Below are 16,912 nucleotides of genomic sequence, written 5' to 3'. Positions count from 1 at the left end.
CATCCTCGTGTCCAAGCTGGTCAAGGGCGAATGAGCCACTGGCTCAGCCAGCCGCCCGAAGCTGGTCATGGGACCGGCAGTCCCGGCAACGGCTCTCTCCGGCCGAGCGGAACCCCCGGTCGCAACCGTCGCAGTTCCGCATGCGCCCGACCGCCGGACGTACTACGGGTTCCGCGCGCTCCATGCTTCTGGCCGGTGCGGGCAGGGGTGTCTCCTTGAGCCGGTAGGCGAGGATGCCGGCCGGGCGGACCAGGAGGTCGGCCGGAAGTCTTGCGGTGAGGTGGTCCGTGATCTGTGTGGGCAGGAGGCCTGCCGCGAGCCACCGGGTGACGGCCGGGGCGAGGCGGGCGGCTTCCCGCACGGACAGGACGAGGCGGGGGTCGATCCGGCGCAGGGCCGCGAGTACGGCGATGGCCTGCGGGTCGGCGTCGGCGAGCGGGTTCGGTGTCTCCGCCTCGGCATGTACGGGCGCGGCCACGGTTTCCTCCACGGCCGCGGAAGCGGGCGTGACCGCCGCGGCGGCGGGCTGCTTACGGGGTCGGCGGGGCTTGGGCGGCTCCGGAGGCCCGTCCGGGTCCGGATCCAGGTCCGGACCGCCGCCGGGGACGTCGTAGAAGTACGTCCGGGTACGGACCTGCCCGGTGGGCGTTCGCTCGCGGCGGCGTTCCAGGTATCCGGCCGCTTCGAGTTCCCTGAGCGCCCGCGAGATCAGGATCTCGCCCTCGGTGAAGTGCTCGCACAGGGCGGCGATGGTCACGGGAGTGCCGGTGGGCAGGGAGAGGATGTAGACGGCCACGCCGACCGTGACCGCGCTGCCGCGCCGCTGGGCGAGGGTGTTGGAGATCACGGTGAAGTCGGCCGTGAGGCGGGTGCGTACGTGGATCACGCCGGAGGTCGGAGCTCCGGCGTCGGCGCGCAGGGGCGCGTTAGACTGCGGGTCAGCCATCGGGAAGCTACTACTTCCTGGTTGGTCAGGCCCTCGTTCGGGATTGCAGTCCCGACCGGGGGCCGTATCTGTTTGCGGTTGTCGCGGCGAACGTAACCGCCCGTATCCCGCGCCTGCAAGCCGGTCACTCGGACGGGTGACGTGGGCTTCGCGGCCGGGGAGGGTGGGTGGGCGGGTAGTTCTTTCCCCCGGTTCTTTGGGGAGGTCAGCGGCCCGCCGGACCCTCGTGGACAAGGGCCCGGTGAGCCCGGAAGACGGACGGCGGCCGGATCCCGGCCACCTCAGGGACGGTGGTGCCCGGCCTTCAACTCGCCTATGAAGGCGGTCCAGGTGGCGGTTTCGAAGCAGAGCGCCGGACCGTGCGGGATCTTGCTGTCACGGACGGGGACGACGGCGCCTCGGAACCGGTCGGCCACCTCCACGCAGTCGCCCCCGGCCTGATTGCTGTAGCTGCTCTTGTGCCAGGCGGCGCCGTTCAGATCGGGACGGGAGATTCGAGCCACGGTAGTTGCCCTCCATCGTGGACCGGATCACGCTGAGTGGCGGCGGACGGCCTCAAAGGCTGTGGTGCCCGGCCTTCAACTCGCCTATGAAGGCGGTCCAGGTGGCGGTGTCGAAGCACAGCGTCGGACCGTGCGGGGCTTTGCTGTCACGGACGGGGACGACGGCGCCTCGGAACCGGTCGGCCACCTCCACGCAGTCGCCCCCGGCCTGATTGCTGTAGCTGCTCTTGTGCCAGGCGGCGCCGTTCAGATCGGGACGGGAGATTCGAGCCACGGTAGTTGCCCTCCATCGTGGACCGGATCATGTCGAGTGACATGAGCGGGGGCAGGGCTGCCGCCCGCAGCCGATCGTAAATCACCTTGTAGCGACTGACGTTGGCTGGTTCCTCGATGAGTTGGCCGTAGTCCGAACCCTCTGTGTAGGTCGCCTCTGAGCCGTCCGGCAGGGTCAGGACTGTCAGCGAGCCGCCCATCGCCTCGTGCCCGCCTTGGTCGAACGGTAGTACCTGCACGGTGATGTGACGCTCCGCTGCAGCGTCAAGCAGTCGCGCCAACTGCTTCCGCATCACGGCATGGCCGCCGATCGGACGCCGCAGGACCGCCTCGTCCAGGATCACGCACAGCTCCGGCCGGTGGGGCGAACTCAGCCGTTCCTGCCGTCCCAGACGGGCAGTGACACGCTCCTCCAACTGCTCTTCGCCGTCCAGCAGAGCGTCCAGGCTGAGAACGGCCCGCGCATAGTCCTCCGTCTGTAACAGACCCGGCACCACATGAGCCGCGTACTGCCGGATGGCCACCGCCCGCTCCGAGTACTCCATGAACTTGCGCGACCAGTCCGGAAACGCCTCCCGGTACACGTACGGCCAGAGATCCACCAGCAAGTCGTCCGCGCCGAGGACCGCGTCCAGCGCACGCGCCAGCTCCAGCGTCGGCTTCGCTCCGGACGCCCGCTCGATCTGCGTGATCCGCGTGCTCACCACGTGCGTTCTGTCGCCGAGTTCGGCCTGGGTCAGTCCGGCCGCCGTGCGGAGTCTGCGTACCCGTGCGCCGAACAGCGCCGCCATCGACGTACGCGGGTCAATTCCGTTGGCCAAAGCGTCACTTCCGTTCCTTACGGGCTGAAAAGTAAGGCTGTGTCACCTGTCGAGCGTAGGGCGATCGGACGACTCTTGAGCACGGAACGTGACGAATCGTGTACGTCACGGGATGTCTCAGCTCGACAGACAAGGACGGACCAGCCGTGCTGACAGCGAACGACCGCCGTGGGAGACGAGTCCCCTGAACTCCCCTCGATCGCCGAGCAGTTCGTCTCCTCACCGCAAGGTGCGCAGCTCGCCCGACACTTCGCCGTCCGGCGTATGGCGGACTGGGGCTACCCGCCGGCGTCGGACGTGTCGTGCACGGTCGCCCTCGTCGTCGGCGAACTCGCGGCGAACGCCGTACGGCACGGCCGCGTCCCCGGACGCGACTTCGGCCTCCGGCTCGCTCTCGACGTCCCTGCGGGCCTGGTTCGTGTCGAGGTCGCGGACGCCGCCTCCGCGAAGCGGCCGCCCACCGCCCCGCCCTCGTCGTACGCCGAGGGTGAGTCCGGTCGAGGGCTGCTCCTGGTGGATGTCCTGGCCGTGCGCTGGGGGTCGGTGCCCCGTCGGCCCGGGGGCAAGACCGTATGGGCGGAGTGCGCCTTGTAAGCGCCTGGCGGCGGGGGTGCGGGGGCGTGGAGGCCAGTCGGAGGGCCGCTCCCGCCGCCCGGGTCGGGCAGGCGGGAGCGGTGTGCCCCTTCTCGATCGGCACGAGGGGCACGGCTTCCCGGACGGGAAGGTTCCGGCGCTCGGAGCGCCCGCGTGCCCATGATGCGACGTGCCGCCGGAAGGGACTCCCGGAGTACCGGGAACTTCGCCCCGAAAGCCTGTACTGCCTGATGTTTTGCGGTTGTTGCGCGCTAGGAGGCGGTACCGTGCGCGCTGTCGCGGGGCGGCCGCATTGTTCCGCGATTCACGGATGTCATGGCGCGAGGGTGAGCGGGCCCAGCATGCTGACGTCCGGCTCCTCGACGACGCGTCGGCACCGCAGAGGGGGGCCTCTCGGACGTACGTATGTGTCTCGGAAGGTACCGATGTCCAGAAGGCAAGTCTTATCCGTCATCGTGCTGTTGACGGTCCTCGGGTGGAGCGTGGTGCTCGTCGCCGTCGGTGAGACGGCCGCGGCCGCCGCCGCGGTCCCGGCGCTCGTACTGAGCGCGGAACAGGTCGTGACGTCGATGACGGGCACGACACGGGTGCCCGTGGCGAACGACGAACGAGTACGTGTGGCGGGCGACGGCGAGCGGCTGCGTGTGGCGGGCGACGGCGAGCGGCCGCGCGTACCGGGTGACGAGGAGTGCGTCGGGTGACCCCGCCGTCCCTGTCGAGGCGGCCCGGCGGCGGCGCGCCGACGGGCCGGCCGGGCCGGAAGCTGGGGCCGATAGCGGAGGGCGTGGGCAGGGCCCACCGGGCCTGGCTGGAGCCCCTGCGGATCCGGTTCCTGGCCAGCGGCCTGACGATCGGCGAGCTGAGCGACCGGTCGGGCTGGGCGAAGTCGAAGATCTCCGAACTGCTGCGCGGCACGGGCCGTTACCCGCGCTGGGAGATCACCTACGGCCTGCTGGACGTCCTCGACGTACCGACGTGGCCGATGCGGCGGCTGTGGATGGCCGCCGCGCTGGAGGCGCGGAAGAAGCCGGACTGGATAGACGGCTGCATCCAGAGCCGTCAGAACCCGCAGCGTCAGAACCCGCAGAGCCAGAACCCGCAGAGCCAGAACCCGCAGCGCGGGGCGGCCCTGTCGACCGGATCGGCGGTGCCCCCGCTGGAGCACCAGGCGTTCACCCAGCTCAACCGCGCCGCCTATCTCGCCTACGCCCGGCTCTTCGTGGGCGAGGCGGAGGCGCGCGAGGTGGTCACGGAGACGTTCGACGTGCTGTGGTTCCGCTGGGCCGAGGCGCTGGCCAGTTCCGACGTGGTGCCGTTCGCGTGGTCGGTGCTGCGCGGGAGCGTGATGGCCCGGGCCTGCCACACGGACGGCTGCCCCGAGCTCGCCCGCACCGCGTTCGACACGGTCGCCCTGAGCCTGGTGTCGACCCCCGCGGCGCGGTTCGCGCAGATCGAGGAGTCGATGTCCCTCTTCAAGGCCATCAGCAGGCTGCCCGCCCACCAGCTGGACGTCATGGTCCTCACGTACCTGCGGGGCATGGACCACGCGGCAGTGGCCGATGTCCTGGGCGTCCCGATCGCCTCGGTGCACACGGCCGACCGCTACGCCCGCAAGACGCTGAGCGCAGCTCTCCGACCCCAGAACGACCTGGGAGAGACCCCGGAATGATCCCCACCCCGATAACCCCGACGACTCCGATGGACGACCTCCTGGCCCGTGCCCTGCTCCGCGAAGAGCCGCACGTACCGCTGGACGTGGTCCCCGGCGCCCGCTGCCGGGACTCCTTGCTCCCGCTCGCCGGACGACACGACCGTACGAGCACGATGGCGGCCCGCGATCTGCGCACCCTGTGCGAGGCGGTCCTGGCCCACACCACCTCCGACTCCCTCCAGGGCTTCGTCACCGAGCATCTGCCGGAACCGCCGGGCGCCCGCGTCCTCGGCTGCATCCTCCAGCTCGCCGACGCCGAGGACAGTGCCCGCTCCTGGTGGCAGTACGCGGCCGGTGCCGGCGACGACCTCGCCTCGTACTGCCTCTACCTGCACCATCTGATCCTGGGCGACACGGCGGCGGCGGCGTGGTGGCGCGAGCAGACGAAGATCGCCACCCGCCCGGCCCCCGAACCCCTGATGGCCGTCCCCGACCCCGGTGTCCCCACCACCTACGACGCCAGTTTCCCCACCGTCCTCCGGGCCCTCACCCACCTCGACCGCACCACCCCACCCCGCCGAACCGAACTCGTCGACGCGGTCATGCACTACGTCCCCGGAGCCGTGGCCCTCGGCTACGTCGACAACCCCGACTTCGAACTCCCCCTGCCGGGGCCCGACTTCGCGGAACACATCAGCATCCTCCTGGCCGCCGCGTCGACCGCGGCCTCCTGGATCACACCCCCGCCCCTCCACTCCACCTCCCCCCGCCTGCCCCGCCGCCCCCGGGAGTCCTCCGGCTCCGAGCCGACGACGCACGGCTGAGGCACGGGCGACGCGTGGTGGGGGTCAGCGGAGGTGTGCGTCGAAGAAGGCCATGGTGCGGCGCATGGAGGTGGGCCACTGGGGACCGAAGGTGTGGCCCTCACCGGGGTACTTGATCAGCCGTACGTCCTTGCCGGCGGCCTCGAACTCGGCGGCGGCGCGTTCCGACCAGGCGAGCGGGCAGGTGTCGTCGGCTGTGCCGTGGTGGATGAGGAGGGGCTCGGTGACGCGGTCGACGTAGGTGAGGGGTGACGCTTCGCGCCAGAAGGTCGGGTTCGAGGCGGGGGTGCCGTGCGCGGCCTCGATCTCCGCGACGACCGGGTCGCCCTCGGGGCGCTGGAAGTGGTCGATGTTCTCGGCGGGGCGGGAGCTCACCGGGGCGAACGCCACGGCCGCGTCGAACAGGCCCGGGGCCACCACCAGCGTGTTATAGACGACACCGCCCCCCATCGACCTGCCGAGCAGACCGATCCGGTCGCCGTCGATCTCCGGGCGGCCGGAGGCGCGCAGGGCCTTGGCCGCGCCGATGACGTCCTCGGTGTAGCCGAGGCGGAGGTTCACGTCGTTGTCGGGGTCGTCGTCGGAGCCCGCGTGGTCGCGGTAGTCGGTGTGCAGGACGACGTAGCCGTTGCGGGCCAGCAGATCCTGCTCCCGGGCCAGCCCGCGCCCGGTGGTGTAGACGGCCGGGTCGATGTACCCGTGCGCCAGTACCAGCGCCGGGAAGGGGCCCTCGCCCTCGGGGATGTTCATGATCCCCGAGATGGTCAGGCCGTCGGCCTCGTACGTCACCGCGTAGCGGGTGTACGCGGCGGTCCGGGCCAGTACCGCGCCGAGGCGGAGGTCGGAGCCCTCGTGCCGGCGGGCGATCAGGCCCGGGATCGAGACCGGGTTCACCGGCGTCGGCGTCGGGGTCGGGGTGGGGGACGCCTGCGTGCCGAGTGGATCGGGGCTCGTCGCCGAGGACCTGCTCGCGGTCGGTCGTGCCGTGGGGGCGGTGCTTTCGTCGTCCCCTGCGGCACAGCCGGCCAGGGCCACCAGCACCGATACCAGCCCGGCGGCGACACAGACCCTGACACGAACCCTGACACGGACCCGGCCTCGCAACCGCATGAGCTCAGTATCCCGCGTCGAGCACGAGACGGGCGGGCTGCCGGAGGGGGAGAGCAGGACGGGCGGGCTGCCGGAGGGGGGAGAGCAGGACGGGCGGGCCGCCGGAGGGGGAGATCCGGTGGCCCGCCCGTCAAGAGCGGTCGGTCAGGAAGCGGTCGCCGTCAGCCCGCGTCGGACGCGTCCAGGCGGTACAGGCCGCTGTAGTCGCTCACGGCGCTGCCGTTCTCCTTGACCCACGTGGCGATCTCGGAGGCGGCGCTGCTGCTGCCGCCCTGGCCGCCGCCCTGGCCGCTGTCGCTGACGACGATGTAGTGGAGCTTGCCGGCCTTCACCAGTGCCTTGAGCTTGGCGAGGGTCATGGCCTCGTCGCTGCCGGACCAGCCGCCCATGGAGATCACGGGCTGACCCGACTCCAGGATGATCGAGGAGGCCGTCTGGTCGGTGGCCACCGCCACCAGCCAGGTCGCGCCGTCCTGGTTCTTCTTCAGGTACGTGATCATCTCGGAGGAGACCTGGGAGCCGCCCCCCATACCGCCGCCGCCCGTGCCGCCACCGTCTCCACCGGCCTGACTGCTGCTGGAGCCGCTGGAGCCGCTGGAGCCGCTGGAGCCGCTGGAGTTTCCGGTGCTGCTGGAGGTCGAACCGGAGTTGCTGGAACCCGAGTTGCCGGTTCCGCTGGGCGCGCTGCCGCTGGGTGCGTTGCCGGTCGGCGCGTCCCCGCTGGGCCGCTGCCCGCCGCCCATGCCGCCGCCACCGCCCATGCCACCCCCGGTGTTGGGGCCGGCCGTCGGGTTGGTGCCGCTGGAGCTCGCGGTGGTCGCCGCCGACACCGAGTACGCGGCGGGCCCGGCCAGCAGGGCGACGACCGCCGCGAGGGAGGCCAGCCCGACGAGCTTTCGGCGCCGCGTGAACCGTCCGACGAGGAGCCCGATCACGGCGACCGCACCGGCGACACCGGCCACGACCTGGGCGACCGTGTAGACCGTCCCGGAGCCGGAGACCCGCTGGAGCAGCACGACCGCCCAGACCGCGCTCACCGCGACGGCCAGCGGCAGCACCCACCCCCACTGGGCGACGGACCTCTCCTTGAAGGCGCCGTACAGCATGACCCCGCCCGCCCCGGCCAGGGCCGCGATACCGGGGGCCATGGCGGTGACGTAGTACGGGTGGAACGTGCCCTCGGCGAGGGCGAAGGTCAGGTAGTGCAGGACGAACCAGCCGCCCCAGAGCAGGAGGGCGGCCCGCTTGGCGTCCGTGCGCGGGGCGCGGCCCCGCAGCACCAGACCGCCCACCAGGGCGATGAGCGCGAAGGGGATCAGCCAGGAGATCTGGCCGCCCATGATCTCGTTGAACATCCGGTAGACGCTCGCGTCGCCGCCGAAGCTGGCCCCGTTGCCCTGTGAGCCCACCGACGAGCCGGCACCGAAGATCCGGCCGAAGCCGTTGTAGCCGATGACCAGGTCCCAGACCGTGTTGTCGGTCGAGCCGCCGATGTACGGGCGGGAAGAGGCGGGGATGAGGTCCACGACCACCATCCACCAGGCGCTCGACACGATCAGCGCGACCGTGCCGACGGCCAGGTTGCGGATACGGCGGCCGAGCGAGGCGTTCGCCGCCCAGAGGTAGACCAGGAAGAAGGCCGGCAGGACGACGTACGCCTGCATCATCTTCGTGTTGAAGGCGAAGCCGATCGCGACACCGGACCAGACCAGGGGCATCAGCCGGCCGGTGCGTACGGCCTTCATCAGCGTGGCGGCGCCGAGCAGCATCAGGAAGACGAGGACGGGGTCGGGGTTGGTGTCCCGGGTGATGGCGACCGTGATCGGCGTGAGGGTGAGCGCGAGCGCGGCGATCGTGCCCGCGACGGCCCCGAAGTCACGCTTGACCATCCGGTACAGCAGGGCCACCGAGCCCACGCCGACCGCGACCATCGGCAGCATGATCTGCCAGGTGCCGTAGCCGAACACCCGGGCCGACAGGCCCATCACCCACAGCGCGAACGGCGGCTTGTCGACGGTGATGAAGCTGCCCGCGTCCAGCGCGCCGAAGAAGAACGCCTTCCAGCTCTGCGTGCCGCTGTAGACGGCCGCGTTGTAGAACGTGTTGCCGGTGAGGGAGGACAGGTTCCAGGCGTACAGCGCCGTGGTCAGGACGAGGACCGCCCACAGGGCCGGGCGCGCCCAGCGCGGGTCCTCCGGCGCGCCGGTGAACATCCTGCGGGCCCGGGCGGCGAGACCGCCCCCGGCTCCGGCGGCTCCGGCGGGAGGAGCTTCGGCCCGATGCCTCGGGCCGCCGTCCCGCCCGGTGGTGGGCGGCGGGGCGAGGGTCGTCATGACGCGTACTCCATGTCCTTGAGGTTCCGCGGGAGTTGGGGGAGGGATGCGGCGGCGCTCCCGGTGGGGGATGCGGTTGTACGGGAAGCCGTACGGGGAGCCGCATCGGAAGTCGTACGGGCTCGGTGGGCGGCCGGAACCCATGAGCGTCGCGCCCGGCGTGGCACGTCGGCCACGAGGACCCGGCGGTCGACCGTCGCCCGGAGCATGCGGCCCATGCCCTTGAGGTCGTCGACGGCGGTACGGACGATGTCGACGCGGCTGTCGGGGTCGTCGACCCAGTCGACGGGGACCTCGTGGATGCGGAGCCCGTTGCGCTGGGCCAGCACGAGGAGTTCGGTGTCGAAGAACCAGGCGGTGTCCTCGATGTGCGGGGCGAGCGCGCGGAAGACGTCGGCGCGCACTGCCTTGAAGCCGCACTGCGCGTCGGAGAAACCGGCGGCGAGGCCAAGCCTCAGCAGCAGGTTGTAGGAGCGGGAGACGAACTCACGCCTGGGGCCGCGGACGACATCGGCCTGCCGGTGCAGCCGGCTGCCGACGGCGAGGTCGCTGTGGCCGGAGAGCAGGGGAGCGACCAGCGGCAGGAAGCCTTCGAGGCCGGTCGAGAGGTCGACGTCCATGTAGGCGACGACGTCCGCGGCGGACCGGCTCCACACGTGCTTGAGCGCGCGCCCCCGCCCCTTCTGGTCCAGATGGACGGCGTGGACGTGCGGGAGCCGGTCGGCCAGCGCGAGGGCCGCCTCCCAGGTGGCGTCCGTGCTCGCGTTGTCCGCGATCGTGATCCGGAACGGGAACGGGAAGGATGCTTCGAGGTACGCGTGGAGACGGCCGACACCGGCGGCGAGGCCGTGCGCCTCGTTGTACACCGGCACCACGATCTCGACCGAGCGCTGCCGGACGCCTCCCGCGTTCATTTCGTTCATGACAGCGACTGTCGAGGCCGCTTCTGGGGCGACGCTGAGCGAGTACTGAGGGAAGGATGAGAATCAGCGAACTCACAGCTTCCCCACAGGGGACCGGCTCAGGACGCACAGGGCCGAGGCGCGCCCACGGGTTCAGGATTCAGGACTGGTAAGGCTGCTGCTGCGGCTGTCCGTACTGCTGGCCGCCGTGACCACCCGCGCTCTGCGCCTGAAGGCGTTCGGCCTGCTCGGCGCTCACCTTCTGCTCCGCGCCGCAGAAGGTGCACTGCGTCTGGTACTTCGTCGAGATCGGGAACAGCGGCACGAAGAACAGCGTGAACTTCGTGACCCGCTGCCTGAGCGTGTGCGCGGCGGGGTTCCCGCACTGCCCGCACACCAGCGTCAGTATCGCGAGCTGGTAGAGGTATCCCTTGGTGCCGAAGATGATCACGATCTCGATCCTTCCCGGGGTGCTTGCCATCAAGTGTGCCCGTCCCGCACTTCTTCACATCGCCGCTGAAGATCGCTTCCCCGGAGTCGACGTCGGGGGAGACCTCGACCTCGACCTCGACCTGGAGGAACGTTTCGACCTTGTCCTTTGCGCGCCCACGGAACGGTGAGGGAGCGTCCGGCGAGGATACGCGTGTCTGGGAGCTTGTCGAGGCTCTCGTGACCGCCGTGACCGCCGTGACCGCCGTGACCGCCGTGACCGCCGTGACCGCCGTGACCGCCGTGACCGCCGTGGAGGTCGCGGCGGCTACGGTCATGGCGCACGGCGCACGGCGCACGGCTTACGGCGTGTCTGCGGAGGTGGCCGGTACCTCCCGCTCGGCGTCGGCGGTCCTGTCCTGCCCGAACAGCCTCGCCGACGCGTCCACGTGCGCGAGGCGGCGCAACGCGTTGAACACCGCCGCGCCGAGGACCGTGCCGACCACCACGCTTTCCACCCGGTCGTCGACCGCCACCCGTCGATCCACATAGTCCAGGTCGGCGCGGGCGACCAACTCGGCGGCGTCCGCGTAGTCGTCGAGCAGTTCCCAGAACCCCCCGTGTCCGACCCTCTCCATGGCGGCAAGCGCCCGGGCCAGGTCCCCGGCGGCCGGGTCCGACCCGTGCGCGCGCCAGCCGCGCCGCGCGATCAGCTCCGCGACGACGGCGCCCGCGGCCGCCGACTCCGCGTCGTCGTCACCGCTCTGGGCCGTGCCGAGGTGGTCCGCCGCCGCGCCGAGCACCTTGTGCACCGGGCGGGCCGGGTCGTCGACCGCGCCGAGGACTTCCGCGATCGCGGCCACCTTCAGGCCTCCCACATCGAGCAGCGCACGGATCAGCCGCAGCCGGCGTTCGTGCGTCTCGTCGTAGTTCGCCTGGTTGCGACTGGTCAGTTCGCCGGGCGGGAGGAGCCCTTCGCGGACGTAGTACTTGATCGTCGGCACCGGCACTCCGGTGCTGCGGCTCAACTCGCTGATGCGCACGGCCTGTTCACTCCTCGTTCCGCTGTCCCGGGCTTGCCAACCCTGTCTCCCATGATAGATAGTGCCGCTATCAGATAGTGGATAGTATCGCTATCCGCTTCGCTGGGGAGGATCGGAGGAGACAGGTATGCCCGTATGGCGTTCATGGCACCGGCCGTTGGTGGTGTTCTCGCTGTCGATGGTGGTTCTCGCCGTCGTGTCCGGGGTGGGGCTCGTCGTCGACGACCGACAGCTCGTGGGCTCACCGATCTGGTTCAAGCCCTTCAAGTTCTCGCTGTCGTTCGTGGTGTACGGACTGTCGCTGGCCTGGGTGCTGTCGCTGCTGCCCACCCGCCGCGCACGGCGGGTGGGTTGGTGGGCGGGCGTGGTCGTCGCGATGGCGAGCGTCGTCGAGATGGTGATCATCACCGGGCAGGTGGTGCGCGGGAAGCGCAGCCACTTCAACCTCGAAACACCCTTCGACGAAGCGCTGTTCAACGCGATGGCCATCACCGTCGTCATCCTGTGGCTCGGCACCCTGGCCATCGCCGTCCTCCTGCTCCGCGCCAGGCTCGCCGACCGCGCGTCCGCCTGGGCGATGCGGTCCGGCGTCGTGCTCGCCCTCGCCGGAGCGGCGGTCGGCTTCCTGATGACACAGCCGGCGCCCGGCCAGCAGCGTGGGGTCTCCAGGGTGGTGGGCGCCCACAGTGTGGGCGTACCGGACGGCGGCCCCTCGATGCCGCTGACCGGCTGGTCGACCACCGGCGGCGATCTGCGGGTACCGCACTTCTTCGGCATGCACGCGCTGCAGTTGCTTCCGCTGGTGCTCATGGGGCTGGTGGCCCTGGCGCCGCGTCTGCCGCGACTGCGGGCCGAGCGGGTACGTCTGCGGCTGATCCTGGTCGCCGCGGCCGCCTACGCCGCCGTCTTCGCCCTGCTCACCTGGCAGGCGCTGCGCGGGCAGTCACTGACCCGCCCGGACGGGGCGACGTTGACGGCGGCGGGGCTGATCCTCGTCGGCGTCGCGGCTGGCGCGTACGGGGCACTGCGGACCGCGAGCCCAGAGCGGGCAGCAACGAGCCTTCCCGGGAGGGAAGTTGACCCGACCGAGCCTTCCGGCACCTCCGAGGCTTCCCCTACTTCCGAGCCGTCCACTGGCTCCGAGCCGTCCAGCGCTTCGGAGCCGTCCAGCGCTTCGGAGCCGTCCGGCGCTTCGGAGCCGTCCGGCGCTTCCGACACCAAGGAGCCTGTGGCATGACCGGTCTTCTCTTCGAGGTCTCCTTCTGGCTGGCCGCCCCGGTCTGGCTGCTCATGATCTTCGCGCCGGGGTGGGGCCCGACCGCCCGTATTGCCGCGTCGCCGCTGACAGTGGTGCCGGTACTGGCCGTCTATCTCGTGATGGCGCTGCCGGTCTTTCCGGAACTCTGGGAGGTGGTCACGAACCCGGACATCGACAACTTCCGCGCTCTGACGGTGCTCGCCAACGGGGCGGGCGCGATCTGGGCCCAGATCATCGCCTGGGACCTGCTGATCGGGCAGTGGATGTATCGCGAGGGGCGGCGGCTCGGGATCCATCCGCTGGTCATGGGCCCGCTGCTGGTCTTCACCATCCTGCTCTCGCCCTTCGCGCTGCTGCTCTTCCTGCCGCTGCGTGCAGCGAAGCAACGGCTGAAGGAAGCTCCGGAGAAGGAGCCGGAGAAGGGGCCGAAGGAACGGCCGGCAGCCAATGGCCGGGCGCCTGAGCCCAGTTCAGGCACGCTGCCCTCGGGGCGTGCCGGTCGGCCCCCGGCCGTACAGGAGCGGTAGAACGCGGCGCGGTCCACTGCCGTCACCGCATCGGCGTCGTGGGCGGGGCACGGCGACGCCCTGTGTGTCACAGTCTCCCGGCCTGCGGTGTGAGGGCGGCGCAACTGAAGTTCCCACGGGCCTAACAGGCCGGAAACCGGCCGCTATGGCAGTCGGACTAGCTTCGTGACATGAGGGTGTCGACGTCATTTCGGCTGCTGCCCGGCAGGCTCAGCGGGCTCGGCGCAAGCGCCAAGGGCCGTCTCGGCAGGGGCGGTTCAGGTCGCCGACGCGGCAGCCGAACGACTCCCGGCGACCGGCCACTGACCAACCGTCGGCCGCTGCCCGGCTGGCGCAGCATCAGAGGACGTGTGGCAGTGGTCATCACGGTCCCGATCTGCCTGCTGTTGGCGGTCGCCGGCCTGGCGATGTACGGCCGCGCCGAGGCCCTGGGCGACGCGCGGACGACTCGTGCCGAGGTCGGCCTCAGCCTGCGGGTCCAGGCGCTGGTGCACCAGCTGCAACGCGAACGCGGCCTGACCAACGGCCTGTTGGGCGGCGAGGAGAGCTTCCGCACGCCACTCGCCGCTACGCGCAAGCGCGTTGACACCGCGCTGCGCGGAATGCGCCACGAACCCGCCGTCGCGGATGTCATCCAGCGGCACTTGCGACGCCTCGCCACCATCCGTGCCGCAGTCGACAAGGACACCCCTGCCGACAAGGACACCCCTGCAGACCAGGACACCCCTGCAGACAAGAACTCAGCCGCAGACAAGGGCACCCCTGCCGGCGGGGAGACCGTCGGCACAGCCGGCGGGGACACCGCCGGCACGACCTACAGGGTCACCGTCGGCACGGACACCGCCGACCGGACCGCCACCCTCGCCTTCTACACCACCGCCGTCGACGCTCTCAACGCCGTCGACCCGGTGACGGAGACCGCGACGCGCGCCGACCGTCAACTGCGCGACGGCTTGGCGGCGTTGCAGGAACTGGCCGCGGCCAAGGAGTCCGTCGCTCTCGAACGCGGTCTCCTCAACGGCGTGTTCGCCGAGGGAGCCTTCCACGGCCGCGAGTACCTCACCTTCACCGAGGTGCGCGCCACGCGCGTCGCCGCCCTCACCCGTTTCCGCCAGGTCGCCACCGCGCCCCAGCGCGCCGCCCTGAAGAAGGCCTTCGGCACCAAGGACGCCCAACGCGCCACCGCCTACGAGAATCAGGCGGAGGGCGCCGCCGACGGCACCGCGCTGCGCGCCGACGTCGGCACGTGGTGGGACGCGATGACCGTACTCGTCGACGATCTGTACGCCGTCCAGCAGTCGGTCGGTGACGACGTACGGGACCGGGCCGACCGGCTCAGTGACGAGGCGGAACTGGGCCTCGCCGCCTACCTCGTCGCGGGAACACTCATGGCCGCTCTCGTCGCGGGCCTCGCTGCCTTCGCCTCACGGTCCCTCACCCGTCCGCTCGGCGCACTCGCCGCGGCCGCCCACGACGTGGCGCGCCACCGGCTGCCCGCGACCGTCGCCCGTATCCAGCAGCCCCCGCAGTACCCATCCGCGCAGTACCAATCCGCGAAAGACCAATCCTCGAAGTACCCATCCGCGCAGGACCAAGGGGAGATCCTCCCGTCGGCGGAGGTCCCGGACGCCGCCGAGGCACAGTTGTTGGGTGGCGCGGCGGAGATCGCCGAGGTCGCGGCGTCCCTGCGCCAGGTGGAACGCACCGCCCTCCACCTGGCTGCCCAGCAGGCCGGCCTGCGCCGCAACACCACCGAATCGCTCGCCAATCTCGGCCGCCGCAACCAGAACCTCGTGCGTCGCCAACTCAGCCTCATCACCCGTCTGGAACGGCAGGAACTCGACCCGGATGCCCTCGCCGAGCTCTTCGAGCTCGACCACCTCGCCACCCGTATGCGGCGCAACGCCGAAAGCCTGCTGGTCCTGGCCGGGCAGAATCCGCCGCGGCCCACGACGGCACCCGCCGACGGTCTGGAAGTCGTTCAGTCCGCGGTCGCCGAGGTGGAGCAGTACCGGCGGGTCCTGATCGCGGCGGTGGAGCCGGTGCGGGTGCGCGGGCACGCCGTCGCGGACGTCGCCCACCTCCTCGCCGAACTCGTCGAGAACGGGCTGAACTTCTCACCTCCGACCGAACCGGTCGAGGTGCACGGCTGGTACGACACCCAGGACGACACCTACTGCTTCGCCGTCGTCGACCACGGCATCGGCATGTCCGAAGCCGACAAGGAACGTGCGCGCGCTCGTCTCTCCGAATCCGGCGAGGAAGCCCTTCTCGCCGCACCCACCCGGTTCCTCGGCCACCTCGTCGTCGGCCGGCTCGTCCACCGCCTCGGTGAAGGCGCGCAGGTCCAGCTCTTCGACACCCCCGGCGGCGGGTTGTCCGCCCTCCTCGTCCTGCCCGGGCGCCTGCTCGCCCCGGCGCAGGACCGCTCCGCCACACCCCCACCCCCCGCCAGGCCCGCCGTTTCCGCCCTGCTCAACGGCTTCCGAGCAGGTGTCGCCCGTGCCGAGGCCAGAAGCACCCAAGGAGTGTCATCGTGACCACCGCCGTCCAGAGTTTCGGCTGGCTCATCTCGGAGTTCGTACGCACCACCGACGGTGTCATCGACGCCGTCGCCGTCTCCTCCGACGGCCTCCTCATGGCCGCCTCGGACGGCCTCGGCCGAGATCGTGCCGACCACCTCGCCGCCGTCGTCTCGGGCATCACCAGCCTCGCCCAGAACGCGGCGGCCACCCACGGCTTCCACGGCATGAAGCTCGTCATGATCGAAATGCTCGGCGGCTTCCTCATGGTCGGTCGCATCCGCGACGGCAGCTGCCTCGGCGTCCTCGCTCCCGAGGGATGTGACGTCGGCCTGGTCGGCTACGAAATGGCCGTCCTCGCCGACCGGGCCGGCGAACTGCTCACTCCACAGCTGATACGCGAACTCAATTCCACGCCCCTGGCGGCGGGATAGTCACAGCGCGTTCCGGCTACCCGCCCTACCCGCGCCGCCCCGGCACCGGGCAGCCACGTCGACACCAGCCCCGTGTCCGCGCTGCCTTCCGGGGGCAACGGGTCAAGCGGACCAGGCGTGGCCCTTCCCTCCCGTCCCCCTGGAGGGAAGGGCCACTGACCTCCTGCGCGGGCTGTGCCCCGGCCGTCAGCCGTGGTGCCACCCCGTCAAGGAGGCGAGGCCGTCCTCCAGGCCCTGACGGAACGCGGACCGCCGTTCCTCCGGCATGTCGAGAAGCAGCCGGTCCTCCAGCTTCTGCACCGCCGGCGCGCACGCCGTCAGCAGTTCCTCCCCCTCCCGGGTCAGCCGGGCCTCCATGATCCGCCGGTTTCCCGGGGCATGGGCGCGCTCGATCAGCCCGCGCTCCTCCAGCGCGCGCACCATCTCGTGCATCGTCTGGGGTCTGACGAAGGAGCGGCGGGCCAACTGGGCGGAGGAGAGCCCGCCTCGGTGCCGCAGCACGGTCAGGGCCGTGTACTGGAACGTGGTGAGCCCGTACGGCCGTAGGGCCTCGTCCATGAAGGAGCGGATGGCCAGTTCGAGTTGCTTGACGAGATAGATCGTCAGCGGGCCCTTGTGGCCCTCGGGGTCCGGATCGGCATCCGCACCCGGCCCCGGCCCCGGCCCCGGAGCCGACGCCGGATCCCGATCGGCTGCCTCCGCCATCGTGCGCACCTCTTGGTCGGTCGTCGGGAAGGTCGGG

At 71.0% G+C, this 16,912-nt stretch carries 19 protein-coding genes; 9 read left to right on the top strand and 10 right to left on the bottom strand.

Annotated features, from left to right (window positions below):
• Positions 1 to 43: 43 nt before the first annotated feature.
• The 4 genes from OG202_RS21490 to OG202_RS21475 form a co-directional block, all read right to left on the bottom strand.
• Positions 44 to 946 (bottom strand): hypothetical protein, encoded by a 903-nt coding sequence (locus OG202_RS21490; protein ID WP_327729207.1) that lies wholly within the window; start codon positions 944 to 946, stop codon positions 44 to 46.
• A 281-nt stretch (positions 947 to 1,227) separates the two neighbouring features.
• Positions 1,228 to 1,449, bottom strand: coding sequence for a DUF397 domain-containing protein (locus OG202_RS21485; protein WP_327729208.1), 222 nt, complete (start codon positions 1,447 to 1,449; stop codon positions 1,228 to 1,230).
• Positions 1,450 to 1,501: 52 nt separating this feature from the next.
• The gene (locus OG202_RS21480) at positions 1,502 to 1,636 is read right to left on the bottom strand and encodes a DUF397 domain-containing protein (protein WP_328223337.1); all 135 of its coding nucleotides are present in this window, start codon (positions 1,634 to 1,636) and stop codon (positions 1,502 to 1,504) included.
• The gene (locus tag OG202_RS21475; RefSeq protein WP_327729210.1) at positions 1,596 to 2,513 is read right to left on the bottom strand and encodes a helix-turn-helix domain-containing protein; all 918 of its coding nucleotides are present in this window, start codon (positions 2,511 to 2,513) and stop codon (positions 1,596 to 1,598) included. Before OG202_RS21475 ends, OG202_RS21480 begins: the two co-directional genes overlap by 41 nt.
• A gap of 198 nt (positions 2,514 to 2,711) precedes the next feature.
• Between OG202_RS21475 and OG202_RS21470 the strand changes: the two genes are divergently transcribed.
• From OG202_RS21470 to OG202_RS21455, 4 genes are all read left to right on the top strand, one after another.
• Positions 2,712 to 3,137, top strand: a complete 426-nt coding sequence (locus OG202_RS21470; RefSeq protein WP_328223336.1) for an ATP-binding protein — start codon at positions 2,712 to 2,714, stop codon at positions 3,135 to 3,137.
• 425 nt (positions 3,138 to 3,562) lie between these two features.
• Positions 3,563 to 3,838, top strand: coding sequence for a hypothetical protein (locus tag OG202_RS21465; protein WP_327729211.1), 276 nt, complete (start codon positions 3,563 to 3,565; stop codon positions 3,836 to 3,838).
• Positions 3,835 to 4,806, top strand: a complete 972-nt coding sequence (locus OG202_RS21460) for a sigma factor-like helix-turn-helix DNA-binding protein (RefSeq protein WP_327729212.1) — start codon at positions 3,835 to 3,837, stop codon at positions 4,804 to 4,806. Before OG202_RS21465 ends, OG202_RS21460 begins: the two co-directional genes overlap by 4 nt.
• Entirely contained in the window at positions 4,803 to 5,612 is an 810-nt protein-coding gene (locus OG202_RS21455; RefSeq protein ID WP_327729213.1) for a hypothetical protein, read from the top strand. Before OG202_RS21460 ends, OG202_RS21455 begins: the two co-directional genes overlap by 4 nt.
• A gap of 24 nt (positions 5,613 to 5,636) precedes the next feature.
• Here OG202_RS21455 and OG202_RS21450 read toward each other — a convergent pair whose 3' ends face one another.
• The 4 genes from OG202_RS21450 to OG202_RS21435 form a co-directional block, all read right to left on the bottom strand.
• Positions 5,637 to 6,506 carry an alpha/beta hydrolase family protein gene (locus OG202_RS21450; RefSeq protein WP_328223335.1) on the bottom strand — a complete coding sequence of 290 codons (870 nt, stop codon included), beginning with the start codon at positions 6,504 to 6,506 and terminating at the stop codon, positions 5,637 to 5,639.
• Between the two features lie 377 nt (positions 6,507 to 6,883).
• Positions 6,884 to 9,055: an ArnT family glycosyltransferase gene (locus OG202_RS21445; protein WP_328223334.1), complete on the bottom strand. Its 2,172-nt coding sequence runs from the start codon at positions 9,053 to 9,055 to the stop codon at positions 6,884 to 6,886.
• Positions 9,052 to 9,978, bottom strand: a complete 927-nt coding sequence (locus OG202_RS21440; protein ID WP_327729217.1) for a glycosyltransferase — start codon at positions 9,976 to 9,978, stop codon at positions 9,052 to 9,054. The genes OG202_RS21445 and OG202_RS21440 overlap by 4 nt, the downstream gene beginning before the upstream one ends.
• Positions 9,979 to 10,117: 139 nt before the next feature.
• A complete protein-coding gene (locus tag OG202_RS21435) occupies positions 10,118 to 10,408 on the bottom strand; it encodes a zinc-ribbon domain-containing protein (RefSeq protein WP_327732219.1) in 291 nt (96 codons plus the stop codon).
• Here OG202_RS21435 and OG202_RS21430 point away from each other — a divergent pair.
• Positions 10,401 to 10,577: a hypothetical protein gene (locus tag OG202_RS21430; RefSeq protein ID WP_328223333.1), complete on the top strand. Its 177-nt coding sequence runs from the start codon at positions 10,401 to 10,403 to the stop codon at positions 10,575 to 10,577. The genes OG202_RS21435 and OG202_RS21430 overlap by 8 nt on opposite strands.
• A 171-nt stretch (positions 10,578 to 10,748) precedes the next feature.
• Here OG202_RS21430 and OG202_RS21425 read toward each other — a convergent pair whose 3' ends face one another.
• The gene (locus tag OG202_RS21425; RefSeq protein WP_326582098.1) at positions 10,749 to 11,429 is read right to left on the bottom strand and encodes a MerR family transcriptional regulator; all 681 of its coding nucleotides are present in this window, start codon (positions 11,427 to 11,429) and stop codon (positions 10,749 to 10,751) included.
• Between the two features lie 127 nt (positions 11,430 to 11,556).
• On the opposite strand from OG202_RS21425, the gene OG202_RS21420 reads away from it, so the two are divergent.
• From OG202_RS21420 to OG202_RS21405, 4 genes are all read left to right on the top strand, one after another.
• Positions 11,557 to 12,666, top strand: coding sequence for a hypothetical protein (locus OG202_RS21420; protein ID WP_328223332.1), 1,110 nt, complete (start codon positions 11,557 to 11,559; stop codon positions 12,664 to 12,666).
• On the top strand, positions 12,663 to 13,214 hold the full coding sequence (locus tag OG202_RS21415; RefSeq protein WP_328223331.1) for an ABA4-like family protein: 552 nt from the start codon (positions 12,663 to 12,665) through the stop codon (positions 13,212 to 13,214). Before OG202_RS21420 ends, OG202_RS21415 begins: the two co-directional genes overlap by 4 nt.
• A gap of 350 nt (positions 13,215 to 13,564) precedes the next feature.
• Positions 13,565 to 15,754, top strand: coding sequence for a sensor histidine kinase (locus OG202_RS21410; RefSeq protein ID WP_328223330.1), 2,190 nt, complete (start codon positions 13,565 to 13,567; stop codon positions 15,752 to 15,754).
• On the top strand, positions 15,751 to 16,170 hold the full coding sequence (locus OG202_RS21405) for a roadblock/LC7 domain-containing protein (protein ID WP_326582101.1): 420 nt from the start codon (positions 15,751 to 15,753) through the stop codon (positions 16,168 to 16,170). Before OG202_RS21410 ends, OG202_RS21405 begins: the two co-directional genes overlap by 4 nt.
• Positions 16,171 to 16,356: 186 nt before the next feature.
• On the opposite strand, the gene OG202_RS21400 is transcribed toward OG202_RS21405, so the two are convergent.
• A complete protein-coding gene (locus OG202_RS21400) occupies positions 16,357 to 16,875 on the bottom strand; it encodes a MarR family winged helix-turn-helix transcriptional regulator (protein ID WP_328223329.1) in 519 nt (172 codons plus the stop codon).
• Between the last annotated feature and the right edge of the window lie 37 nt (positions 16,876 to 16,912).

The sequence above is a fragment of the Streptomyces sp. NBC_00310 genome (genome assembly GCF_036208085.1).
In the GTDB taxonomy this organism is placed as follows: domain Bacteria; phylum Actinomycetota; class Actinomycetes; order Streptomycetales; family Streptomycetaceae; genus Streptomyces.
This window is presented reverse-complemented; position numbering and strand designations above follow the sequence as displayed.